Source organism: Streptomyces sp. NPDC059371 (assembly GCF_042751995.1).
Classification (GTDB): domain Bacteria; phylum Actinomycetota; class Actinomycetes; order Streptomycetales; family Streptomycetaceae; genus Streptomyces.
Genome location: NZ_JBHYXD010000031.1, coordinates 69,246 through 88,269 on the forward strand (window position 1 = coordinate 69,246; position 19,024 = coordinate 88,269).

Annotated in this window: 14 protein-coding genes and 1 rRNA gene; 6 read left to right on the plus strand and 9 right to left on the minus strand. The window is 70.7% G+C overall.

What is annotated here, in order from left to right:
- The first annotated feature begins 138 nt into the window (after positions 1-138).
- Entirely contained in the window at positions 139-744 is a 606-nt protein-coding gene (locus ACFXGX_RS19665) for an ATP/GTP-binding protein (protein WP_384792528.1), read from the plus strand.
- A 131-nt stretch (positions 745-875) separates the two neighbouring features.
- On the opposite strand, the gene glpK is transcribed toward ACFXGX_RS19665, so the two are convergent.
- The 5 genes from glpK to ACFXGX_RS19690 all read right to left on the minus strand — a co-directional run bounded on the left by glpK (position 876) and on the right by ACFXGX_RS19690 (position 6,929).
- Entirely contained in the window at positions 876-2,396 is a 1,521-nt protein-coding gene (gene glpK / locus ACFXGX_RS19670) for a glycerol kinase GlpK (protein ID WP_384792531.1), read from the minus strand.
- A 76-nt stretch (positions 2,397-2,472) separates the two neighbouring features.
- The gene (locus ACFXGX_RS19675; protein WP_384792534.1) at positions 2,473-3,213 is read right to left on the minus strand and encodes an MIP/aquaporin family protein; all 741 of its coding nucleotides are present in this window, start codon (positions 3,211-3,213) and stop codon (positions 2,473-2,475) included.
- Between the two features lie 291 nt (positions 3,214-3,504).
- Positions 3,505-5,148, minus strand: coding sequence for a GGDEF domain-containing protein (locus ACFXGX_RS19680; protein WP_384792537.1), 1,644 nt, complete (start codon positions 5,146-5,148; stop codon positions 3,505-3,507).
- Positions 5,149-5,263: 115 nt separating this feature from the next.
- The gene (locus ACFXGX_RS19685) at positions 5,264-6,454 is read right to left on the minus strand and encodes a lipid-transfer protein (protein ID WP_384792540.1); all 1,191 of its coding nucleotides are present in this window, start codon (positions 6,452-6,454) and stop codon (positions 5,264-5,266) included.
- Between the two features lie 28 nt (positions 6,455-6,482).
- A complete protein-coding gene (locus ACFXGX_RS19690) occupies positions 6,483-6,929 on the minus strand; it encodes a Zn-ribbon domain-containing OB-fold protein (protein ID WP_384792543.1) in 447 nt (148 codons plus the stop codon).
- 240 nt (positions 6,930-7,169) lie between these two features.
- Here ACFXGX_RS19690 and ACFXGX_RS19695 point away from each other — a divergent pair, with 240 nt between their 5' ends.
- Positions 7,170-7,706 carry an NUDIX domain-containing protein gene (locus ACFXGX_RS19695; protein ID WP_384792546.1) on the plus strand — a complete coding sequence of 179 codons (537 nt, stop codon included), beginning with the start codon at positions 7,170-7,172 and terminating at the stop codon, positions 7,704-7,706.
- A gap of 3 nt (positions 7,707-7,709) precedes the next feature.
- Here the strand turns inward: ACFXGX_RS19695 and ACFXGX_RS19700 are convergent, their stop codons facing one another.
- Positions 7,710-10,085 carry a TIM-barrel domain-containing protein gene (locus ACFXGX_RS19700; RefSeq protein WP_384792549.1) on the minus strand — a complete coding sequence of 792 codons (2,376 nt, stop codon included), beginning with the start codon at positions 10,083-10,085 and terminating at the stop codon, positions 7,710-7,712.
- A gap of 214 nt (positions 10,086-10,299) precedes the next feature.
- On the opposite strand from ACFXGX_RS19700, the gene ACFXGX_RS19705 reads away from it, so the two are divergent.
- On the plus strand, positions 10,300-12,267 hold the full coding sequence (locus ACFXGX_RS19705; RefSeq protein WP_384792552.1) for an acetoacetate--CoA ligase: 1,968 nt from the start codon (positions 10,300-10,302) through the stop codon (positions 12,265-12,267).
- Between the two features lie 16 nt (positions 12,268-12,283).
- On the opposite strand, the gene ACFXGX_RS19710 is transcribed toward ACFXGX_RS19705, so the two are convergent.
- Positions 12,284-13,603 (minus strand): aminotransferase class I/II-fold pyridoxal phosphate-dependent enzyme, encoded by a 1,320-nt coding sequence (locus ACFXGX_RS19710; RefSeq protein WP_384792555.1) that lies wholly within the window; start codon positions 13,601-13,603, stop codon positions 12,284-12,286.
- Between the two features lie 111 nt (positions 13,604-13,714).
- Between ACFXGX_RS19710 and ACFXGX_RS19715 the strand changes: the two genes are divergently transcribed.
- Entirely contained in the window at positions 13,715-14,923 is a 1,209-nt protein-coding gene (locus ACFXGX_RS19715; protein WP_384792558.1) for an MFS transporter, read from the plus strand.
- Between the two features lie 22 nt (positions 14,924-14,945).
- A complete protein-coding gene (locus tag ACFXGX_RS19720; RefSeq protein WP_384792561.1) occupies positions 14,946-15,839 on the plus strand; it encodes a hypothetical protein in 894 nt (297 codons plus the stop codon).
- A gap of 82 nt (positions 15,840-15,921) precedes the next feature.
- Here the strand turns inward: ACFXGX_RS19720 and ptsP are convergent, their stop codons facing one another.
- Both ptsP and ACFXGX_RS19730 read right to left on the minus strand, forming a co-directional pair.
- A complete protein-coding gene (gene ptsP, locus ACFXGX_RS19725) occupies positions 15,922-17,592 on the minus strand; it encodes a phosphoenolpyruvate--protein phosphotransferase (protein WP_384792579.1) in 1,671 nt (556 codons plus the stop codon).
- 77 nt (positions 17,593-17,669) lie between these two features.
- Entirely contained in the window at positions 17,670-18,119 is a 450-nt protein-coding gene (locus ACFXGX_RS19730) for a PTS glucose transporter subunit IIA (RefSeq protein ID WP_384792564.1), read from the minus strand.
- Positions 18,120-18,785: 666 nt separating this feature from the next.
- Between ACFXGX_RS19730 and ACFXGX_RS19735 the strand changes: the two genes are divergently transcribed.
- Positions 18,786-19,024, plus strand: a 16S ribosomal RNA gene (locus tag ACFXGX_RS19735); the annotation flags it as partial.

The following is a 19,024-nucleotide window of genomic DNA, read 5'->3' on the forward strand; positions in this document are numbered from 1 at the left end:
GCGGCGGCCCCCTCCCGGTACGGGGGGGATTGCCTCGGGGGGGCGGGGGCCCCGGGCACGTAAGTGGGGCGGGGGGGGGGGGCCCCCCCCCCCCCCCCCCCCCCCCCCACGACCCACATCAAGCAGGAGAAGAGATCGATGATCTTCGGGCGTTCTGAGCGCGGCAAGCCTCCGGTCGAGCCCGTCACGCTCAAGATCCTGGTAGCGGGCGGCTTCGGCGTGGGCAAGACGACCCTCGTAGGCGCGGTCAGCGAGATCAGGCCGCTGCGCACCGAGGAAGTCCTCACCGAGGCGGGCCGGCCCATCGACGACATCAGCGGTGTGGAGGGCAAACACACCACGACCGTCGCCATGGACTTCGGCAGGATCACGCTGCGCGAGGACCTGGTGCTCTATCTGTTCGGGACCCCCGGGCAGGATCGTTTCTGGTTCCTCTGGGACGAGCTCGCCACAGGTGCCCTGGGTGCCGTCGTGCTGGCCGACACCCGCCGCCTTGAGGACTGCTTCGCCGCGGTCGACTACTTCGAGCGGCGCTCCATACCCTTCGTGGTCGGAGTCAACTGCTTCGAGGAAAGCGCCCGTTACCCCGGGGAGGCCGTCCGTCAGGCCCTCGACCTCGACCCGGACGTGCCGGTCGTCCTCTGTGACGCGCGCGACCGTGAGTCGGTCAAGGAAGTCCTCATCCGCGTCGTCCAGCATGCGATGGCGCATGCGGCGGCCGCCCGCGAGGCCGTCTCGACCTGACGCTAGCCCGGCACCTCCGTCGTCACCGTCGTCACGACGCGCAGGTGCGGCCCGTACCCCCGCCGACCGGGGTACGGGCCGCGGTCATGCCCACGCGCGCGTGGTTCGCCCGAATCGCACGCGCGCGGGAGTCACTCGACGGTGTCGTCGTGCCAGCCGAAGCTCTTCTCCACCGCCTTGCGCCAGTTGTCGTACTCGCTGTCACGCACCGACGCCGCCATGGACGGTGTCCATTCGACGTCCTTCCGCCAGTGCGACTTCAGCTCGTCGAGGCCGTTCCACACCCCGGTCGCGAGGCCCGCCGCGTACGCGGCGCCCAGACAGGTCGTCTCGGAGACCCTCGGGCGGATCACCGGCACGCCGAGGACGTCCGCCTGGTGCTGCATCAGCAGATTGTTCTTGGTCATGCCGCCGTCCACCTTCAAGGTGGTGATCCGCACCCCGGAGTCCTGGTACATGGCGTCCACGACCTCACGCGTCTGCCAGCTCGTGGCCTCCAGGACCGCGCGCGCGAGGTGCGCCTTCGTGACGTAGCGCGTGAGACCGGTGATGACACCGCGCGCGTCCGAGCGCCAGTAGGGGGCGAACAGGCCCGAGAAGGCGGGCACGATGTAGGCGCCGCCGTTGTCCTCGACGCTCGCTGCCAGCGTCTCGATCTCGTCGGCGGAACGGATGATGCCCAGTTGGTCCCGGAACCACTGGACCAGGGCGCCCGTGATCGCGATCGACCCTTCGAGGCAGTAGACCGGAGCCTCGTCGCCGATCTTGTATCCCATGGTGGTCAGCAGCCCGTTCTTCGACGGAACGGGCCTGTTGCCGGTGTTCAGCAGCAGGAAGCTGCCGGTGCCGTAGGTGTTCTTGGCCGTGCCGACGTCGTAGCAGGCCTGGCCGAAGACCGCCGCCTGCTGGTCGCCGAGCGCCGACGCGACCGGCACACCGCCGAGCTGGCCAACGGCGGTGCCGTACACCTCGGCGGAGGACCGGATCTCGGGGAGCACCGCCTCGGGGATGTCCATCGCGGAGAGGATGGACGGGTCCCACTGAAGGGTGTCCAGGTTCATCAGCATCGTGCGCCCGGCGTTGGTCACGTCGGTGACGTGCCGTCCGCCGTCGGTGCCGCCGGTCAGGTTCCAGATGAGCCACGAGTCGATGGTGCCGAAGGCGATCTCACCGCGCTCCGCGCGGGTGCGCAGGCCCGGGACGTTGTCGAGCAGCCAGGCCGCCTTCGGCCCGGAGAAGTAGCTGGCCAGGGGGAGTCCGGTCTGCTCGCGGAAGCGGTCCTGGCCGTCCGGGCCGCCCAGTTCCTTGCAGAGCGCCGACGTGCGGGTGTCCTGCCACACGATCGCGTTGTGGACGGGCTTGCCGGTGGCGCGGTCCCACAGAACCGTCGTCTCGCGCTGATTGGTGATGCCGAGCGCGCTGAGCTGGTCGGCGCGCAGTCCGGCCCTGGCGAGCGCTCCCGCGACCACGGCCTGCACCTTGGACCAGATCTCGGTGGCGTCGTGTTCCACCCAGCCCGGTTTGGGGAAGATCTGGCGGTGTTCGCGCTGGTCGACGGCGACGATCGCGCCGCCCTGGTCGAAGATGATGCAGCGGCTGGAGGTGGTGCCCTGGTCGATCGCGGCGACGTATTTCTCGGCGTTGTCCGTCATGTCGTCCCCTTACGTGTTCTTCGTCAGGAGGCTGATGTCTCGTCAGGCGTCCGTACTTCGAGGTGGCGGGGATGTGTCAGAAGGCCACGTTGTAGATCCCGGCGCCGATGGCGGCACCCGCGATGGGACCGACCACCGGGATCCAGGAGTATCTCCACTCCGATGTGCCCTTGTTGGGGATCGGCAGCAGCGCGTGCGCGATGCGCGGCCCCAGGTCGCGGGCCGGGTTGATGGCGTACCCCGTGGGGCCGCCCAGCGAGAGACCGATGCCGACCACGAGGAAGGAGATGAGCAGGACCGGCAGCCCCGCGTCGCCGATGCCGGCGACATGCCTGGCGCCGCCGACCATGCCGAGGATGGGAAGCATCAGGGCGGCGGTGGCGATGGTCTCGGTGATCAGGTTCTGTACCGGGTTGTCGATCTCGGGACGCGTCGAGAAGATCCCCAGGGTCTCGATGGCCTTGTCGTCCTCGGCGTTGAGGTTGAACTGCCCGAGGTAGAGCAGCCAGCACAGGACCGCGCCGACGACGGCGCCGGCGAACTGGCCGAGGATGTAGAAGGGCACGTCCGACCACTTCGTGGAACCCTCGATCGCGAACCCGATGGTGACCGCCGGGTTGATCTGCCCTCCCGACAGCGGCGCCGAGGTGTAGGCACCGGCCAGGACGCCGAAGCCCCAGCCGAAGGTGATGACGATCCAGCCCGCTCCCTGGGCCTTGGATCTGTTCAGGGTGACAGCGGCGCACACACCCGCGCCGAAGAGAATCAGAATCGCTGTGCCGATCAACTCGCCTACGAAAATGTCTCCGTTGCTCATGGCGGCTCCTAGGCTCTCGCCCGGAACGATCAGCTCCGGGCCGGCGTGCAGAGGGCGTTCCCATGGCTGCTTCAGCCGGAGGCGGGGAGTTCCCGCACCCCGCCCGGCGTCCCGGAAGTGTTCACCGGTGCCCAGGGGGCGTCAAGGTCGCGGACCGCACCGGTTGCAGGGCGCCACGTGGACGCGCCACGGAGGTCCGTCGGCACCGTACGCAGGGACTGTTTTCAGCCAGTCGATCAGGAGGTCATGCGATCAGGAGGTCATGTGATCGAGGGCGGGCGGTCGACGGGATCATCCGGTGAGCGTCTGCCCGTACGGCTCCATCGGCCCGGTTCCCACCCCGCGCCGGACCTCATGACCGGGCAGCCCCGCGCGCCCCAGCACCCAACTCGCCCCGTCCAGGGCCTTGGCGGCCTGCTTGAGCGGTGCCAGTGAGGTGGCCGCCTGCCGGTGGTCGATCACGCTGCCGGGCGCGCACAGCACCGTCGCCAGCGAGAGGGTGACGGCTCGGCCGCCCGCGGTCCAGGGCGTGTCGAGCACCGACGCGGCCAGCGGGTCGAGAGTGTCGGGGTCGGCGAGGACCAGGAAGTCGTCGCCGCCGATGTGCCCGACCAGCGTCGCCTCGGACGCCGAGTGCTGCAGCATCCGCCCCACCGCTCTGATCAGCTCGTCGCCGGCCGCGAACCCCGCTCCGTCGTTGACCTGCTTGAAGTGGTCGATGTCCAGCCAGCTCAGCGCGAACATCCGGCCGTCCGCGATCCGCCGGTCCACCTCCCCGGTGATCATGTCCGAACCGGGCAGCCGGGTCAGCGGGTTGAGCCCCGCCGCCTCCTCGACCCGGCTCTCCGACAACGCCCGTACGAGATCCGCGAGGCGTACGACACCCACGCACCGCCCGTACCGGTCGACGACCGCGACATCGTCGGACGTACGGTCCCGGTCCCCGTCCGCGACGACGTCGAGCACTTCCCAGGCCGTGGCGTCGAGGCCGACCGTGCGCGGCGCGTCACCCAGCTTGGCGGCCGGCCGGTCGGCGTACAGGGCGTGCCCGTAGCGGCCGGACATCGACAGCAGGAAGCGCGACCGGTGCACCGAGCGGACCGGTATCCCGAACGGGTCCACGAGCAGCACACCGGACACCTCGGGCGACCCGGTGAGCAGGGATCTGACCTCTCCGGCCGACGCGGTGGCCGAGAGCAGCGCGGCCGGGCGGACGAACTGCCCCACGGTTGGCCCGGACCGGGGCGCGCTGCGGGCACCCGGGAACAGCGCCGGAACGTATACATCCGCTGAGGGCCGCCGGGCCGGCGGGGCGAACAGGTCGCCCTGCGCGAGCTGCGCGCCCGCCGACACCGCGGCGGCGCACTGCAGTTCCGTCTCGACGCCTTCGACGGACAGCAGCGCGCCGAGCTGCTCGCACAGCGTGCGCATCGCGCGTACCGCCGCGGGCCGCGACAGCAGGGACACGTCGAGCTTCATCAGCTCCGGGGCGAGGTCCGTGAGCAGGCGCAGCGGTACGTCGCCGTCGCCGATGCCGTCCGCGCAGATCCGGAAGCCCTCGCCGCGCACCGCGGCCACCGCCTCCAGCAGGGCGTGCTGCGGCACGTGTGTGTACGGCGGGACGATGTCGACGGTGACCTCGCAGGGAAGCCGTCCGCCCTGCCGTACCTCGTTGCGCAGCGCGGAGAGCCGGCCGAGATCGGCCAGCGTTCCGGCGAACACGTTGACGTGCAGGGGGAGCAGGGTCTCCCTGCGTGCGGCGGCCCGGATGGCCAGCGCGGCCAGCCGGCCGTCCACTTCGGGATCGCGGCGGGCTCGCGCCAGGATGTCGCCGGACTCCGGGCGGGCGAGCGTCTCCAGCGCCGCGATTCCTCCGGTCGTCAGGTTGACGACCGGCTGGAAGGCGAAACGGACCATATCCGTCCAGGAGGGCACAACAGCATGGTCTCGCCGTCGGCGTACGCCGGTGTGCGATTCACGAGGTGTTCACGCAGGATTCCGGGGTCGTCACAGCAGGTGTGGAGGAGGGGCCGGCGAAGCCCGCCCGTGACTACCGAACCGCCACGACGGAGGAGCCGTGCCCGAACAGCCCCTGGTTCGCGGTGATCCCCACCCGTGCCCCGGCGACCTGCCGGTCACCGGCATCCTCGCGCAACTGCCAGGTCAGTTCGCACACCTGGGCGATGGCCTGGGCCGGGACGGCCTCTCCGAAGGAGGCGAGGCCGCCGCTGACGTTCACCGGTATGCGTCCGCCGAGCGCTGTGGCGCCTTCCCGCAGGAGCTTGGCGGCCTCGCCCTCGCCGCAGAGCCCGAGATCCTCGTACCACTGCAGTTCCAGCGCGGTCGACAGGTCGTAGACCTCCGCGAACGAGAGGTCCTCGGGTCCGATGCCCGCCTCCTCGTAGGCCGCTCGGGCGATGGACGCCCGGAAGGTCTCGGACGCGGGTTCCACGGCGGCCCCCGAGTCCGTGGCGATGTCCGGCAGATCCAGCACGGTGTTCGGATAGCGCGGCGACACGGTCGAGACCGCGCGGATCCGCACCGGCTCGCCGATCCCGTGCCGGCGCGCGAAATCCATGCCCGCCAGCACCACGGCCGCGCCGCCGTCCGAGGTCGCGCAGATGTCGAGCAGCCGCAGCGGATCGGCGACCACGGCCGACGCGGCGACCTCCTCGGCCGTGACCCGCTTGCGGTAGCGGGCGTGCGGATTGAGCGCGCCCAGGGCCGCGTTCTTCACCTTCACCTGGGCGAAATCCTCCGGAGTGTCGCCGTACAGAGCCATCCGGCGCCGTGCGTACAGCCCGAAGTACGTCGGGTTCGTCGCCCCGAGGACACGAAAGCGCAGCCAGTCCGGATCGTCCGGCCGGTCCCCGCCGGCGGGGCGGAAGAACCCCTTGGGTGCCGCGTCCGCGCCCACCACGAGGACCACCTCGGCGAGGCCGGAGAGTATCTGCGCCCGCGCTGTGCCGAGTGCCTGCGCCCCGGAGGCGCAGGCCGCGTACACGCTCGTCACGCGTGCTCCCTGCCACCCCAGCGCCCTCGCGAAGGTCGCCCCCGCCACATACCCCGGGTAGCCTCCGCGGACGGTGGACGCGCCCACGACCGAGTCGACGTCCCGCCAGCCGATCCCCGCGTCGGTCAGCGCGGCACGCGCCGCGGCCACTCCGTACTCGACGAAAGGGTGCCCCCGCTTGCCCCACGGGTGCATCCCCACGCCCAGCACCGCCACATCACCGGTCACGCCCCCGCCCCCGTCCGCTCCGCGCCTTTCATGCCGTCACCCCTGTCGGCCGCCAGTGCCACGTCGTCCAGGTGGTCTCCTCGTCCTCGTGCAGCACACCGGGGACGACCTCCACCTCCATGCCCACCGTCAGGTCGGAGACGGTGATCCCGGGAACCGCCTGGCCGAGCACCACGAGGCATTCGGATTCCAGTTCCACAGCGATCAACGCGTAGGGCTCCCATGAGAGTTCCGGGTCTGTCACATAGGGTGACGGAGGCCGGTAGCGGCTGTCCGTGTACGACCAGACGCGCCCCCGTGGAGACAACGGCACCTCCACCAGCTCGCCGCCCGCGCACCCCGGATTGCGGCAGAAGGCGTCCTCGCGGGGGAAGAACACCGAGGCGCAGCCCGAGCACCGCGTGCCGAGCAGGCGGAAGTCGTCCCCTTCCCCGGTGAACCACCCGGCGACGACAGGTGTGCGTGTGCGCGACACGGTCCCTCCACGACGCTCGATCTGACGGAACGTCAGAAGTGTGCCACGGGCGAGGGAAATTGGGCAGGGCGCCCGTGCGGACCGACGGGCGCCACCGGCAGCCGGAGTTCCGGCCGCGGTGACAGGGGTCGCGGGAGTGCCTCAACCGCCCCATCCGCCCCGACCGAGCCGTTCCGCCCCAGCCGCGTCAACCGGTCCAACCCGAAGACGCCCGTTCGGTGATGGACTACAGTCCGCGACGTGTCCGAAATCCCGCACCCGCCCGCCGACTTCGCGCCCGACTCGCACTGCTCCAGCTGTGGCGCGCCTTACGGAGAGGGCATCTCCGGCTGGCCCCGCACCTGCGCCGCCTGCGGCACGGTCGCCTACCGCAATCCGCTTCCGGTCGCGGTGGCTCTGCAGCCCGTCTACGACGACCGGGGCGCGGCCCTGGTCGTCATCACCCGGACCATCGCCCCCGCGCGTGGGGGCGTCGCCCTGCCCGGGGGATTCATCGACCACCGGGAGGACTGGCGGCAGGCCGTCGTGCGCGAGCTCAAGGAGGAGACGGGCATCGACGTGGCGAGCAGGGAAGTGCGGCTCGCCGACGCGATGAGCTCGCCCGCGGGCCATCTGCTGCTCTTCGGGCTCCTTCCGGAACGCCCCGCCGCCGAACTGCCGCGGTCCGCCGCCACCGACGAGACCGAGGGCTGGCATCTGCTGCGCCGGTCGGCCGAACTCGCCTTCCCGCTGCACACCCTGGCGGCCCGTGCCTGGTTCGAGGGACGGTACATCTGAGGGTCAGCGACGGGGTATCCCCAGCCCCCGCACCCGCACGGGGTACGACGGCTCGCTCAGGCCCCCCGTGCCGCTCGCCCGGCGCACCACCACCTCGTCCTCCTCCCAGCGGGACACATGACGCTCGGCCTCCGGTTCCTCCCATCCGTCGCCCGTGTCCGGCACGACGAGCCCGACTCCGCCGCTTCCCCGTGCGGGCGCCCACGCCTCCAGCTCCAGACCACCGTCGGCACCGCGTACGGGCACGACGGCACCGGCCCGCGCGAGCACAGGAATCCGCGACAAGGGTGCGTCGACCACCACCTGTGCCGGTCCCTCGTACGCCTCCTCGGTGACCGTGTCGTACCACCGCCCCCGTGGCAGTTGCACCGTCCGCCGGACCGCACCAGGGTCCAGCACCGGCGCCACCAGGAGGCTGTCGCCGAGCAGGAACGCGTCCTCGCGGTCGCGCAGCGCCCGGTCCTCGGGACTGCCCCACCACAAGGGCCGGACGTACGGAGCGCCCGTGCGGCGCGCCATGTGCGCCAGTGTCATGAAGTACGGGAGCAGTCGCCGCCGTTCGAGGAGCGCCACGCGCGCGTGCTCCAGAACCCCGTCGCCGAACTCCCAGGGCTCCCTGCGTCCGGCCCGCAGACTCGCGTGCGTGCGGAACAACGGGAGGTAGGCCCCGAGCTGGAACCACCGCAGATAGAGCTCGGGCGACGGGCTGCCGTCGAAGCCGCCCACATCCGGTCCCGAGTAGGGCACACCGCACAGCCCGAGCCCCAGCACCAGGGACAACGACGCCCGCAGCCCCGGCCAGCCCGTGGCCACATCCCCGGACCACGTCCCCGAGTAGCGCTGCAGACCCGCCCACCCGGAACGCGAGAACAGGAACGGCCGCTCCTGCGGCGCGAGTTCACGCAGCCCCTCGTAGGCGGCCCGGGCCATGCCCAGCGCGTACACGTTGTGCGCCTCGCGGTGGTCACCGCCACGGCCCTCCAGGGAGTGCCGGGCCGAACGCGGCAGCGTCGGCTCCCCGAAGGCCGTGAACGACGTCGGCTCGTTCATGTCGTGCCAGAACCCGGCGAACCCCTGCGCGATCCGCTCCTCGTACAGCCCGCCCCACCACGCGCGCGCCCGCGCGTCCGTGAAGTCCGGGAACACGGCCTCCCCGGGCCATACGACACCTCGCACGAGCCGTCCCGAGGCGTCCCGCACGAAGGCCTCCTCGGCGAGACCGCTGTCGTACACCTCGTTGCCCGGCTCCGCCTTGACCGCCGGGTCGATGATGGACACCAGCCGGATCCCGTCGCGCCGCAGCTCCTCGGCGAGCTGAGGGAGCTTCGGGAACCTGTCGCGATCGACGGTGAACACCTGGTGGGCGTCGTAGTGGTCGATGTCCAGATGGACGGCGTCCAGCGGCAGGCCCCGCTCCTGGTAGCCCGCGACGATCCTGCGCACCTCCTGCTCACTGCCGAAGCCCCACCGCGCGTGCTGGTGCCCCAGCGCCCACGCGGGCGGAAGCGCCGCGGCACCGGTCAGTGACGCCCAGGAGTGCAGCACGCGCGCGGGGGTCCCCACCATCACCCAGCAGCGCAGCGGCCCGCCGTCCATGCGCAGCTCGCACGACCCGGGCCGGTCGTGCCCGGAGCCGGCGCCCTCCTTGCCCTCCCGAAGTATCACGGTGCCGTCCCACGTCGTGTCGTGGAACACGAGATGCGTGCCCGCGTCGGCGACGACCATCTGCACCGGCATCGTGAGATACAGCGGATCGTCGCCCGGCCCGAAGGCCTGTCCCGGGTCGGTGTTCCACAGCCGGTACGTCCCCTCGCGCAGCCTGAGCCCCGCTGCCCGGCCGCCGAGACCGAAGAACCGGGCGTCGGCCGCCACTTCGGAGCGCTGCATCCAGCGGGCGGGGCCGCCGTCGACGGGTTCCCACCACCGGGGCGGCAGATCCCGGCGCAGGATCACCCCGCCGGGTGTAAGAACCTGGACCGCGCCGTGCCGTGAGACCGCGACCGTGACCCGCTCGGCCACGACGCGCCAGCCGCCGTCCTTGTCCGGCTCCAGGACGGCCCGCGGATCGGGTTCCGGGGACCGGCCCGCCAGGGCGTACGACGGCTCCGGCGCGACCGCGTCCCAGCCCCAGAAGACGGCCCCGCCCACCGTGACCGTGATCCGCAGTTCCGAGCGCGTGAAGCGGACGACTCCGCCGCCGGGGCCCGGCTCCACACCGAGCACCGGTCCCGGTACCCGCGCCCGCTCGGCGCCCCGCTGGGGGAGCCCGGTGGCGTCGGCACGCCTCCTGCGCCAGGCGGCTCGCACTGTGAGCAATCCCTGAGTGGTACCCCCCGAGCCGACCGCCTTCACCGAACGCACCAGGTCACGACCGTCCATGCTGCTCACCCTGCCACTACCGGCGCCCGTTGAGTGCGCCGTTCAACTGCCGTTCACCTGTTGCGAGGCCACATCTTCATGTAGCCGACTATGTGGGGCGTGCCCTGGTAATGAAGTCGATCACATGGCATCGTCCGTGTCAGCCGCGTGACGCGCACACCCCCGCTCGTGCGCGACCGACGCCCACGACGCGCACAGCCCGGGAGCCGCCCCAATGTCCACCACGAACCCCTCTCCGCTCTGGCAGCCCACCGCCGAGGGCATCGCCCAGGCGCGGGTCACGAAGTTCCAGGCTTGGGCGGCCGAACGGCACGGAGCGCCGGCCGACGGAGGCTACGCGGCCCTGCACCGTTGGTCGGTCGACGAGCTGGACACGTTCTGGAAGGCCGTCACCGAGTTCTTCGACGTACGGTTTTCCACCCCTTACGCGCGCGTGCTCGGCGACCGGGCCATGCCCGGAGCCGACTGGTTCCCCGGAGGGACCCTCAACTACGCGGAGCACGCCCTGCGCGCCGCGGAGACCCGCGCGGACGAACCGGCCCTCCTGTATGTCGACGAGACCCACGAGTCCGTCCCCGTGACGTGGTCCGACCTGCGCCGTCAGGTCGGTTCCCTCGCCGCCGAGCTGCGGGCCCTCGGCGTACGGCCCGGAGACCGGGTCAGCGGCTATCTTCCGAACGTCCCCCAGGCCGTGGTCGCCCTGCTCGCCACGGCCGCCGTGGGCGGGGTCTGGACGTCCTGCGCCCCTGACTTCGGCGCCCGCAGCGTCCTCGACCGTTTCCAGCAGGTCGAACCCGTGGTCCTGTTCGCCGTCGACGGCTACCGCTACGGCGGCAAGGAGCACGACCGCCGTGAGACGGTCGCGGAACTGCGCCGTGAACTGCCCACCCTGCGCGCCGTCGTGCACATCCCGCTACTGGGTACCGAGGCACCCGAGGACGCCCTGGAGTGGTCGGCGCTGACCTCCGCCGACGTGGAGCCCGTCTTCGAGCAGGTTCCCTTCGGCCACCCCCTGTGGGTGCTCTACTCCTCCGGTACGACCGGCCTTCCCAAGGCCATCGTCCAGTCCCAGGGCGGCATCCTCGTCGAGCACCTCAAGCAGCTCGGCCTGCACTGCGACCTCGGTCCCGAGGACCGCTTCTTCTGGTACACCTCCACCGGCTGGATGATGTGGAACTTCCTCGTCTCCGGCCTGCTCACGGGTACCACGATCGTGCTGTACGACGGCAGCCCCGGGTATCCGGACACGGGCGCCCAGTGGCGTATCGCCGAACGCACGGGAGCCACCCTCTTCGGCACGTCCGCCGCGTACGTGATGGCCTGCCGCAAGGCGGGCGTCCACCCCTCGCGCGACTTCGACCTCAGCCGGGTGCGGTGCGTCGCGACGACCGGCTCGCCACTGCCGCCCGATGGATTCCGCTGGCTGCACGACGAGGTCCGCGAGGACCTGTGGATCGCCTCCGTCAGCGGCGGCACCGATGTGTGCTCCTGCTTCGCCGGAGCGGTGCCGACGCTCCCGGTGTACATCGGCGAGCTTCAGGCCGCCGGTCTCGGCACCGACCTGCAGTCCTGGGACTCCAGTGGCAAGCCGCTCACCGACGAGGTCGGCGAGCTGGTCGTCACCAACCCGATGCCGTCGATGCCCATCCGCTTCTGGAACGACCCCGACGGCAGCCGCTACCACGACAGCTACTTCGACACGTATCCCGGAGTGTGGCGGCACGGCGACTGGATCACCGTCACTTCCCGAGGGTCGGTCGTCATCCACGGCCGTTCCGACTCCACGCTCAACCGGCAGGGCGTGCGCATGGGCTCGGCCGACATCTACGAGGCCGTCGAGCGCCTTCCCGAGATCAAGGAATCGCTCGTCATCGGTGTCGAACAGCCCGACGGCGGCTACTGGATGCCACTGTTCGTCCACCTCGCGCCCGGAGCTGTCCTGGACGAGGACCTCCTGAGCCGCATCAAGGGGACCATCCGCGAACAGCTTTCCCCGCGGCACGTTCCGGACGAGGTCATCGAAGTACCCGGAGTGCCCCACACCCTGACCGGCAAGCGCATCGAGGTGCCCGTCAAGCGTCTTCTCCAGGGCGCGTCGATGGAGAAGGCGGTCAACGTCGGATCCGTCGACAACGTAGAGCTCCTGCGCTTCTACGAGAAGCTGGCCCGCGAGCGCGGCTGACCGGCCTCCCCGGGCTTCAGCCTCCGTAGGTGGCCTCCGACTCGCCGAGCACGGCGGTGAAGTCGGAGGCCAGGCGCACGGCGTCGGCGGGCGAGAGCTCCGCGACCGAGATACGCACCCCGGGCGCCGCAGCGGTCCGGAAACGCGCGCCCGCAGCGACCCACCATCCGTACGAACGCAGCCCGTTCACCACGGCCGACTCGTCCAGAACGGGCACCCAGACGTTCAGCCCGCTCACGCCGTGAGCCTGGACAGCCCGGTCCGCGAGCTCACGCAGCAGCGCGTTCCGGCGCAGCGCGTACGTCTCCCGGGCGCGCTCCACCAACGCGCGCGTGGCGTCGTCCGTCATCAGCCCGAGCACCGTCTCCTGCAGCAGATGACTGACCCAGCCGGACGTCAGCAGCAGGCGTCCGTCGTGCCGGGCCAGCGTCGTCGGATCGCACGCCGCGGCCGCCCACCGCAGGTCGGTCCCCAGGAACTTGCTGACCGTGCGCACATGGACCCAGCGGTTGAGACCTCCCGCCGTCAGAGTGCGCAGCGGCGCGCCGGCGACGGACGACGCGTGGTCGTTCTCCACGACCAGCACATCGGGCGTCTCCTGGAGCACGGCGACGAGCGCGTCCCGCCGTTCCGCGGAGAGGGCGCCGCCCCAGGGATTCTGCGCCCGCGGACTGCACACCACCGCGCGTACCCCTGCTCGTAGAGCCGTCCGCAGGGCGTCCGGGCGGATGCCCCGGTCGTCCACCGCGACCGGAACCGTGCGCAGTCCCAGCGCCGTGACCAGGTCCAGCAGATGGTGATAGCCGGGGTCCTCCATCGCGACCGCGTCCCCCGGACGGAGTTCCACGGAGAGCAGCCGCCCGATCAGGTCGAGCGCACCATGGGCGAACGTCACATGCTCCGCAGGCACCCCGTCGGGATCCAGCCAGTCGCGTACGGCCTCCTCCAGCCGTGCCAGACGGGGTGAACCGCGGTGGGAGCGCGCGCCGGGGGAGAGCCGCGAGGGCGGTACCAGTCGGGGCAGCAGCGCGGGGTCGGGATGCCCGCCCGCCAGGTCGCGCAGTCCGTCCGGCACGCGGGGCGGGCGCCGTGACGCCACCGAGGGCGCGGCGGCGATCACGGTCCCGCCGCGTCCGCGGGTCACCACGATCGCGCGTTGCCGCAGTTCCTTGTACGCCGTCGCGACCGTCCCCGGACTGACGCCGAGCCGCTCGGCCAGACCGCGCACCGGAGGCAGCGCCGTGCCCGGTTCCAAGGCGCCCTCGGCCACGCCCCGTTCCACGGACGCGGCAATTCCCTTGGCCGTCGTACCACTGATCGAATATTGTGTTGCCACGTTGCTGAGTATGTATCAATACATAATGTGAGGCAAGGGGGAGCCGTGAGCCCGACGCGCCGCGCAGCCGCAGGGCCGCCGCGCATTCCAGGAGGCCCCGACGGCCGAAGAATGCTCTGGATCGCCCTGGTCGACCGCACCGGCAGCGGCCTGTGGGCAGCCGTCTCCGTCCTGTACTTCACCTACGTCGCCGGTCTCTCGGTCGCGCAGATCGGCACCCTCGTCGCCGTGGCCGGAGCGGTCGGCATCGCCGGCGCGCCCCTGGGCGGACGCATGGCCGACCGGCTGCCCCTGACCCGGGTACTGATCGGGCTCCAACTCCTGCGCGCTCTCGCCTCCTTCGCCCTGCTGACCACGGACAACTACGCCCTCCTGCTGGCCTTCTCCGCCGCCGGCAGCTTCGGCGACCGGGCCGCGAACGTCCTCACCAAGCTGTACGCCACCCGCGTCTCGGGACCCGACCGCGTCCGCTACCAAGCCGTCAACCGCACCGTCGCCAACGCCGGTTGGGCTCTCGGGGGTCTCGTCGCGGCGGGAGCCCTCACCATCGGCACCACCGCCGCGTACCAGTGGCTGCTCACGGGCGACGCCCTCTCCTTCGTGGCCGTCGCCCTCGCGACCGCCCGCTGCGGCGAACCGCCCTCGGCCACCCGCACGATCGCCGCATCGAAGGACCCCGCCCCCGCGACGCGCCCCGCCGGTCCCTGGCGCGACCGCACCTACCTCGCCTATGTCGCCACCGAGACCGTCCTCTTCCTCGACGACGCGGTGTTCAAGGTCGGGCTGCCCCTGTGCGTCGCCCACTCCGACCAGGCTCCCCACGGCCTCGCACCCCTCCTGATGGTCCTGAACAACGTGATGGTCGTGACCCTCCAGGTCCCCCTGGCCCGCCTCGGCGCCACAACGGCCGCGGCCCGGGCCCTACTCGTCCCGCTCTCCGCGTTCTCCGCGCTCGGAGGCGTCCTCCTGGCGCTCTCGGCGACGGCCGGAGCCATGGCAGTGACCCTGTTCCTGACCGCCGCGGCCGTCGCCTTCACGGTGACGGAAATGCTCCATGCCACCATTTCGTGGGAACTCTCCGTCGCCCTCGCCCCGGACACCGCCCAGGGCAGCTACCTCGGCGTCCACGGACTCGCGCAGGCAGCACAACGCAGCATCGGACCACTCGCTGTCACAGCGGCCATCGCGGCCGGCCCCCTCGGGTGGACCCTCTTCGGCGCGACCATGGCCACGACCTGCATGTTCCAGCACCGCCTCGTGCGCGGCAGACTCACCCGCCCCGCGTTGTCAGTGCCGCCGGTTACTGTGAGTGAGTATTGATCGACTGCGCACAGGGGGAAACATGGCGCACACCCAGCACCACACCATGCGACGCGTCCTGCGCCGCGAAATCGCCGGCACCATCGGCCTGCTGACCGACGAACAGGACTTCCAGGCGATGCTGCGCTATCGCACCTTCGCCTTCGACGACCATACGACCTATCTCCGACAGGTCGAAGCCCTGCTCAAGACCCTCGCCGCCCAGGGCAGCCACACGACGGTGGCCCTCTTCGACCCCGAGGAATACGCCGAATTCTGCGCCGAAAGCGGCCTGGAACCCGATACACCGGTCAGCCGCACCCGCTTCACCGCCCAACTGGCGGCGACCGGCCCCACCATCCCCTATGACGGCCGGCCCTTCGACGAGCTGGTCCCGGACCTCGTCGACGAAGCCGTCCGCCGCGCTACCTGGGAGTACGCCACCACGCTCCTGGCCCGCATCGGCACCTGCGCGACCTGCGGCGAGGACATCGGCCGCGCATCCTTCATCCGCGCCGCCCACCTCCTCGCCCGGATCGTCGACACCGCGAGCCCGGGAGACCTCCACCTCGTGTGCAGCGTCTCCTCAGCTCCCGACACGCTCGTCGCCGTACTCAGGACAGAGGGACGCACCGAAGACACCGCTCGCCTCGACGAGTCCGAAGCCCTCGAATTCACCACCGTCCTGGCCCTCGGTATCGCCACCCGGAGCGCCTGCGGACTCGTCATGCGCACCACCGCACCCGACTCCACCGACCGCGTCTACGGATGGCGCCTGCGCGGAGAACACCTGGAGCCTCTCACCGCGGGGGAGGTGTTCGACGCCTACTGCACCGACCTCGATTCCGGCGAACTGGTCTCCCCGGAATCAGGCGTCGACTATTGCGTACCGCCCGACCTCGCGGACGACGGAAAGGGGACGGGCCATACGCACTGAACGCGAAAAGGGGCGCCCCATCCGCAGATGGAGCGCCCCTTCGTACCGAAAATCGCTGCCGTCGGCCGACGGCGCCGTCCGGCTACTCGCCCGACAGCACCGCCTGCGCCGCGGTACGCGCCTCGTCCGCCGTGTCCGCGGCCCGTGCGGCCGCGGCCGCACGCTCGCACTGGGCCAGCGTGTACTTCGCCAGCGTCGCCCGGACATAGGGAATCGACGCGGCACCCATCGACAGGGAGGTGACGCCCAGACCGGTCAGCACACAGGCCAGCAGCGGATCCGACGCCGCCTCGCCGCAGACACCGCAGCTCTTGCCCTCGGCCTTCGCCGCCTCGGCGGACAGCGCGACCAGGTCGAGCAGTGCCGGCTGCCACGGGTCCTGCAGCCGGGACACCGCGCCCACCTGCCGGTCCGCGGCGAACGTGTACTGCGCGAGGTCGTTGGTTCCCAGGGAGAGGAACTCGACCTCCTGCAGAATCGACCGCGCCCGCAGCGCGGCCGACGGGATCTCCACCATCGCGCCGAACTTCGCGCGCAGCCCGGCCTCACGGCACGCGTCCGCGAACGCCCTGGCGTCCGTACGGTCCGCGACCATCGGAGCCATCACCTCGAGATAGACCGGCAGCCCCTCCGAGGCCTTCGCGAGCGCGGTGAGCTGCGTACGCAGGACATCAGGGTGGTCGAGCAGCGAACGCAGACCCCGCACGCCGAGCGCCGGGTTGGGCTCGTCGGCAGGCGTCAGGAAGTCCAGCGGCTTGTCCGCGCCCGCGTCGAGCACCCGCACCACGACACGGCCCTCGGGGAAGGCCTCGAGCACCTGGCGGTAGGCCTCGACCTGCTTGTCCTCGGACGGCGCCTGCTTGCTGTCGTCGAGGAACAGGAACTCGGTACGGAACAGACCGACGCCCTCGGCACCGGCCTCCACGGCCGCCGGCACGTCCGCCGGACCGCCGACGTTGGCCAGCAACGGCACCTTGTGCCCGTCGGAGGTGGCACCCGGCCCTGTCGACGTGGAGAGCGCCGCCTTGCGCGCGGCCGCCGCGGCCTCGAGCTGCGCCTTCTTCTCCGCGCTCGGCTCGACGAAGATCTCGCCCGTGCTGCCGTCCACGGCGATCACGGTGCCCTCGGCGAGCTCACCCGCTCCGGGGAGCGCCACGACGGCGGGTACGCCGAGCGCGCGGGCCAGGATCGCGCTGTGGCTGGTCGGCCCGCCCTCCTCGGTGACGAAACCGAGGACCAGGGTCGGGTCCAGCAGTGCCGTGTCGGCGGGCGCGAGGTCACGTGCGATGAGGACGTACGGCTCGTCGCTGTCCGGGACGCCCGGCATGGGCACACCGAGCAGCCGGGCGACGATACGGTTCCGCACGTCGTCCAGGTCGGCCACGCGTCCGGCGAGGTACTCACCGGCGCCGGCCAGCAGCGCCCGGTACGCGGCGAGCGCGTCGTAGACCGCACGCTCGGCCGTGCTGCCCACGGCGATCCGCCGGTTCACATCGGCCGTCAGCTCGGGGTCCTGGGCCATCATGGCCTGGGCCTCCAGCACCGCCTGGGCCTCGCCGCCGGCCAGATTGCCGCGCGCGATGAGGTCGGCCGCCACGTCCTCCACGGCCTTGCGGGCGCGCGCCTGCTCGCGTGCCGCGTCCTCCGGGGGAATCTGCTTGGCAGGCGGTTCGAGAACCGCCGTTCCCATGTGCCGAACCTCGCCGATGGCCACACCGTGGCTCACGCCGACGCCTCGCAGCGTTGTCTCCATCTCACCCGTCTCCGCGTAGTGCGGCGCTATCGCCGCCGTGATGATTGCCGAACGCGCCGTCCAGGACAGCGTCGATGTCACTGCCAGCCGAAGAGCGCGTCGCCGGCCTTCACGTCGCCGTCCTCACGGACGTCCGAGAGCGAGTCCGCCGTGGCTTCGAGGGCCACGACCGGGCAGATCGGGGACTTGCCGGCCTTCTCTACCGCGGCGGGGTTCCAGCGCACGACACTCTGGCCGCGCGTCACGGTGTCCCCCTTGTTGACGAGCAGCTCGAAGCCCTCGCCATTGAGCTGCACGGTGTCGATGCCCAGGTGCGTGAGCACGCCGTGGCCCTCACCGTCGACGACCACGAACGCGTGCGGGTGAAGGGAGACGATCACTCCGTCCACGGGGGCGACAGCCTCCGAGGGTTCACGCACGGGGTCGATCGCAGTACCGGGGCCGACCATCGCTCCGGAGAAGACGGGGTCCGGTACCGCGGCGAGTCCGATGGCGCGTCCTGCAAGAGGGGACGTCACGGTGGTCATGGGAAGCCTCCGAGGGGGTGGAGATCTATACGGGCCGTCACTGCCTGTCCCGGACAGCGCACTGTTGAGCAGGGTATGTCATATGAAGTGCCGGTTCCGCGCGAGAGATCCCGGTTGGCGCCGTAGAGGACAGGGCAAACGATTTGCGCCCGCTCCCGCACCCCATGTAGAGTCGTACTCCTGCTTGAGGCTGAGCGGCGTGACCAAGGCGTCGTTGCCCGGCAGCACCCAACTTGTCAGATCCTATCTCGGGGTCCTGTTCCGCATGTCTGCGGGATGGTGGTCAGTGAGACGGAAAAGGACTGATAGAGTTTGGATCGCCGGAAAGGGAAACGTGAAAGCGAGAACCTGGAAAGCACCGAGGAAATCGGATACGGAAACGGTCTGATAGAGTCGGAAACGCAAGACCGAAGGGAAGCGCCCGGAGGAAAGCCCGAGAGGGTGAGTACAAAGGAAGCGTCCGTTCCTTGAGAACTCAACAGCGTGCCAAAAATCAACGCCAGATATGTTGATACCCCGTCTCCGGCCGATCGGTCGGGACGAGGTTCCTTTGAAAAAGTCCTGTCTCTTCGGGGATAGGCGCACAGCGAGGACGCTGTGAACGACCGGTCCTATTCCGACCGGTTGTTCCGCTCTCGTGGTGTTCCACCGGATTACCGGTAAACATTCACGGAGAGTTTGATCCTGGCTCAGGACGAACGCTGGCGGCGTGCTTAACACATGCAAGTCGAACGATGAAGCCCTTCGGGGTGGATTAGTGGCGAACGGGTGAGTAACACGTGGGCAATCTGCCCTTCACTCTGGGACAAGCCCTGGAAACGGGGTCTAATACCGGATAACACTCCTGCCCGCATGGGTGGGGGTTAAAAGCTCCGGCGGTGAAGGATGAGCCCGCGGCCTATCAG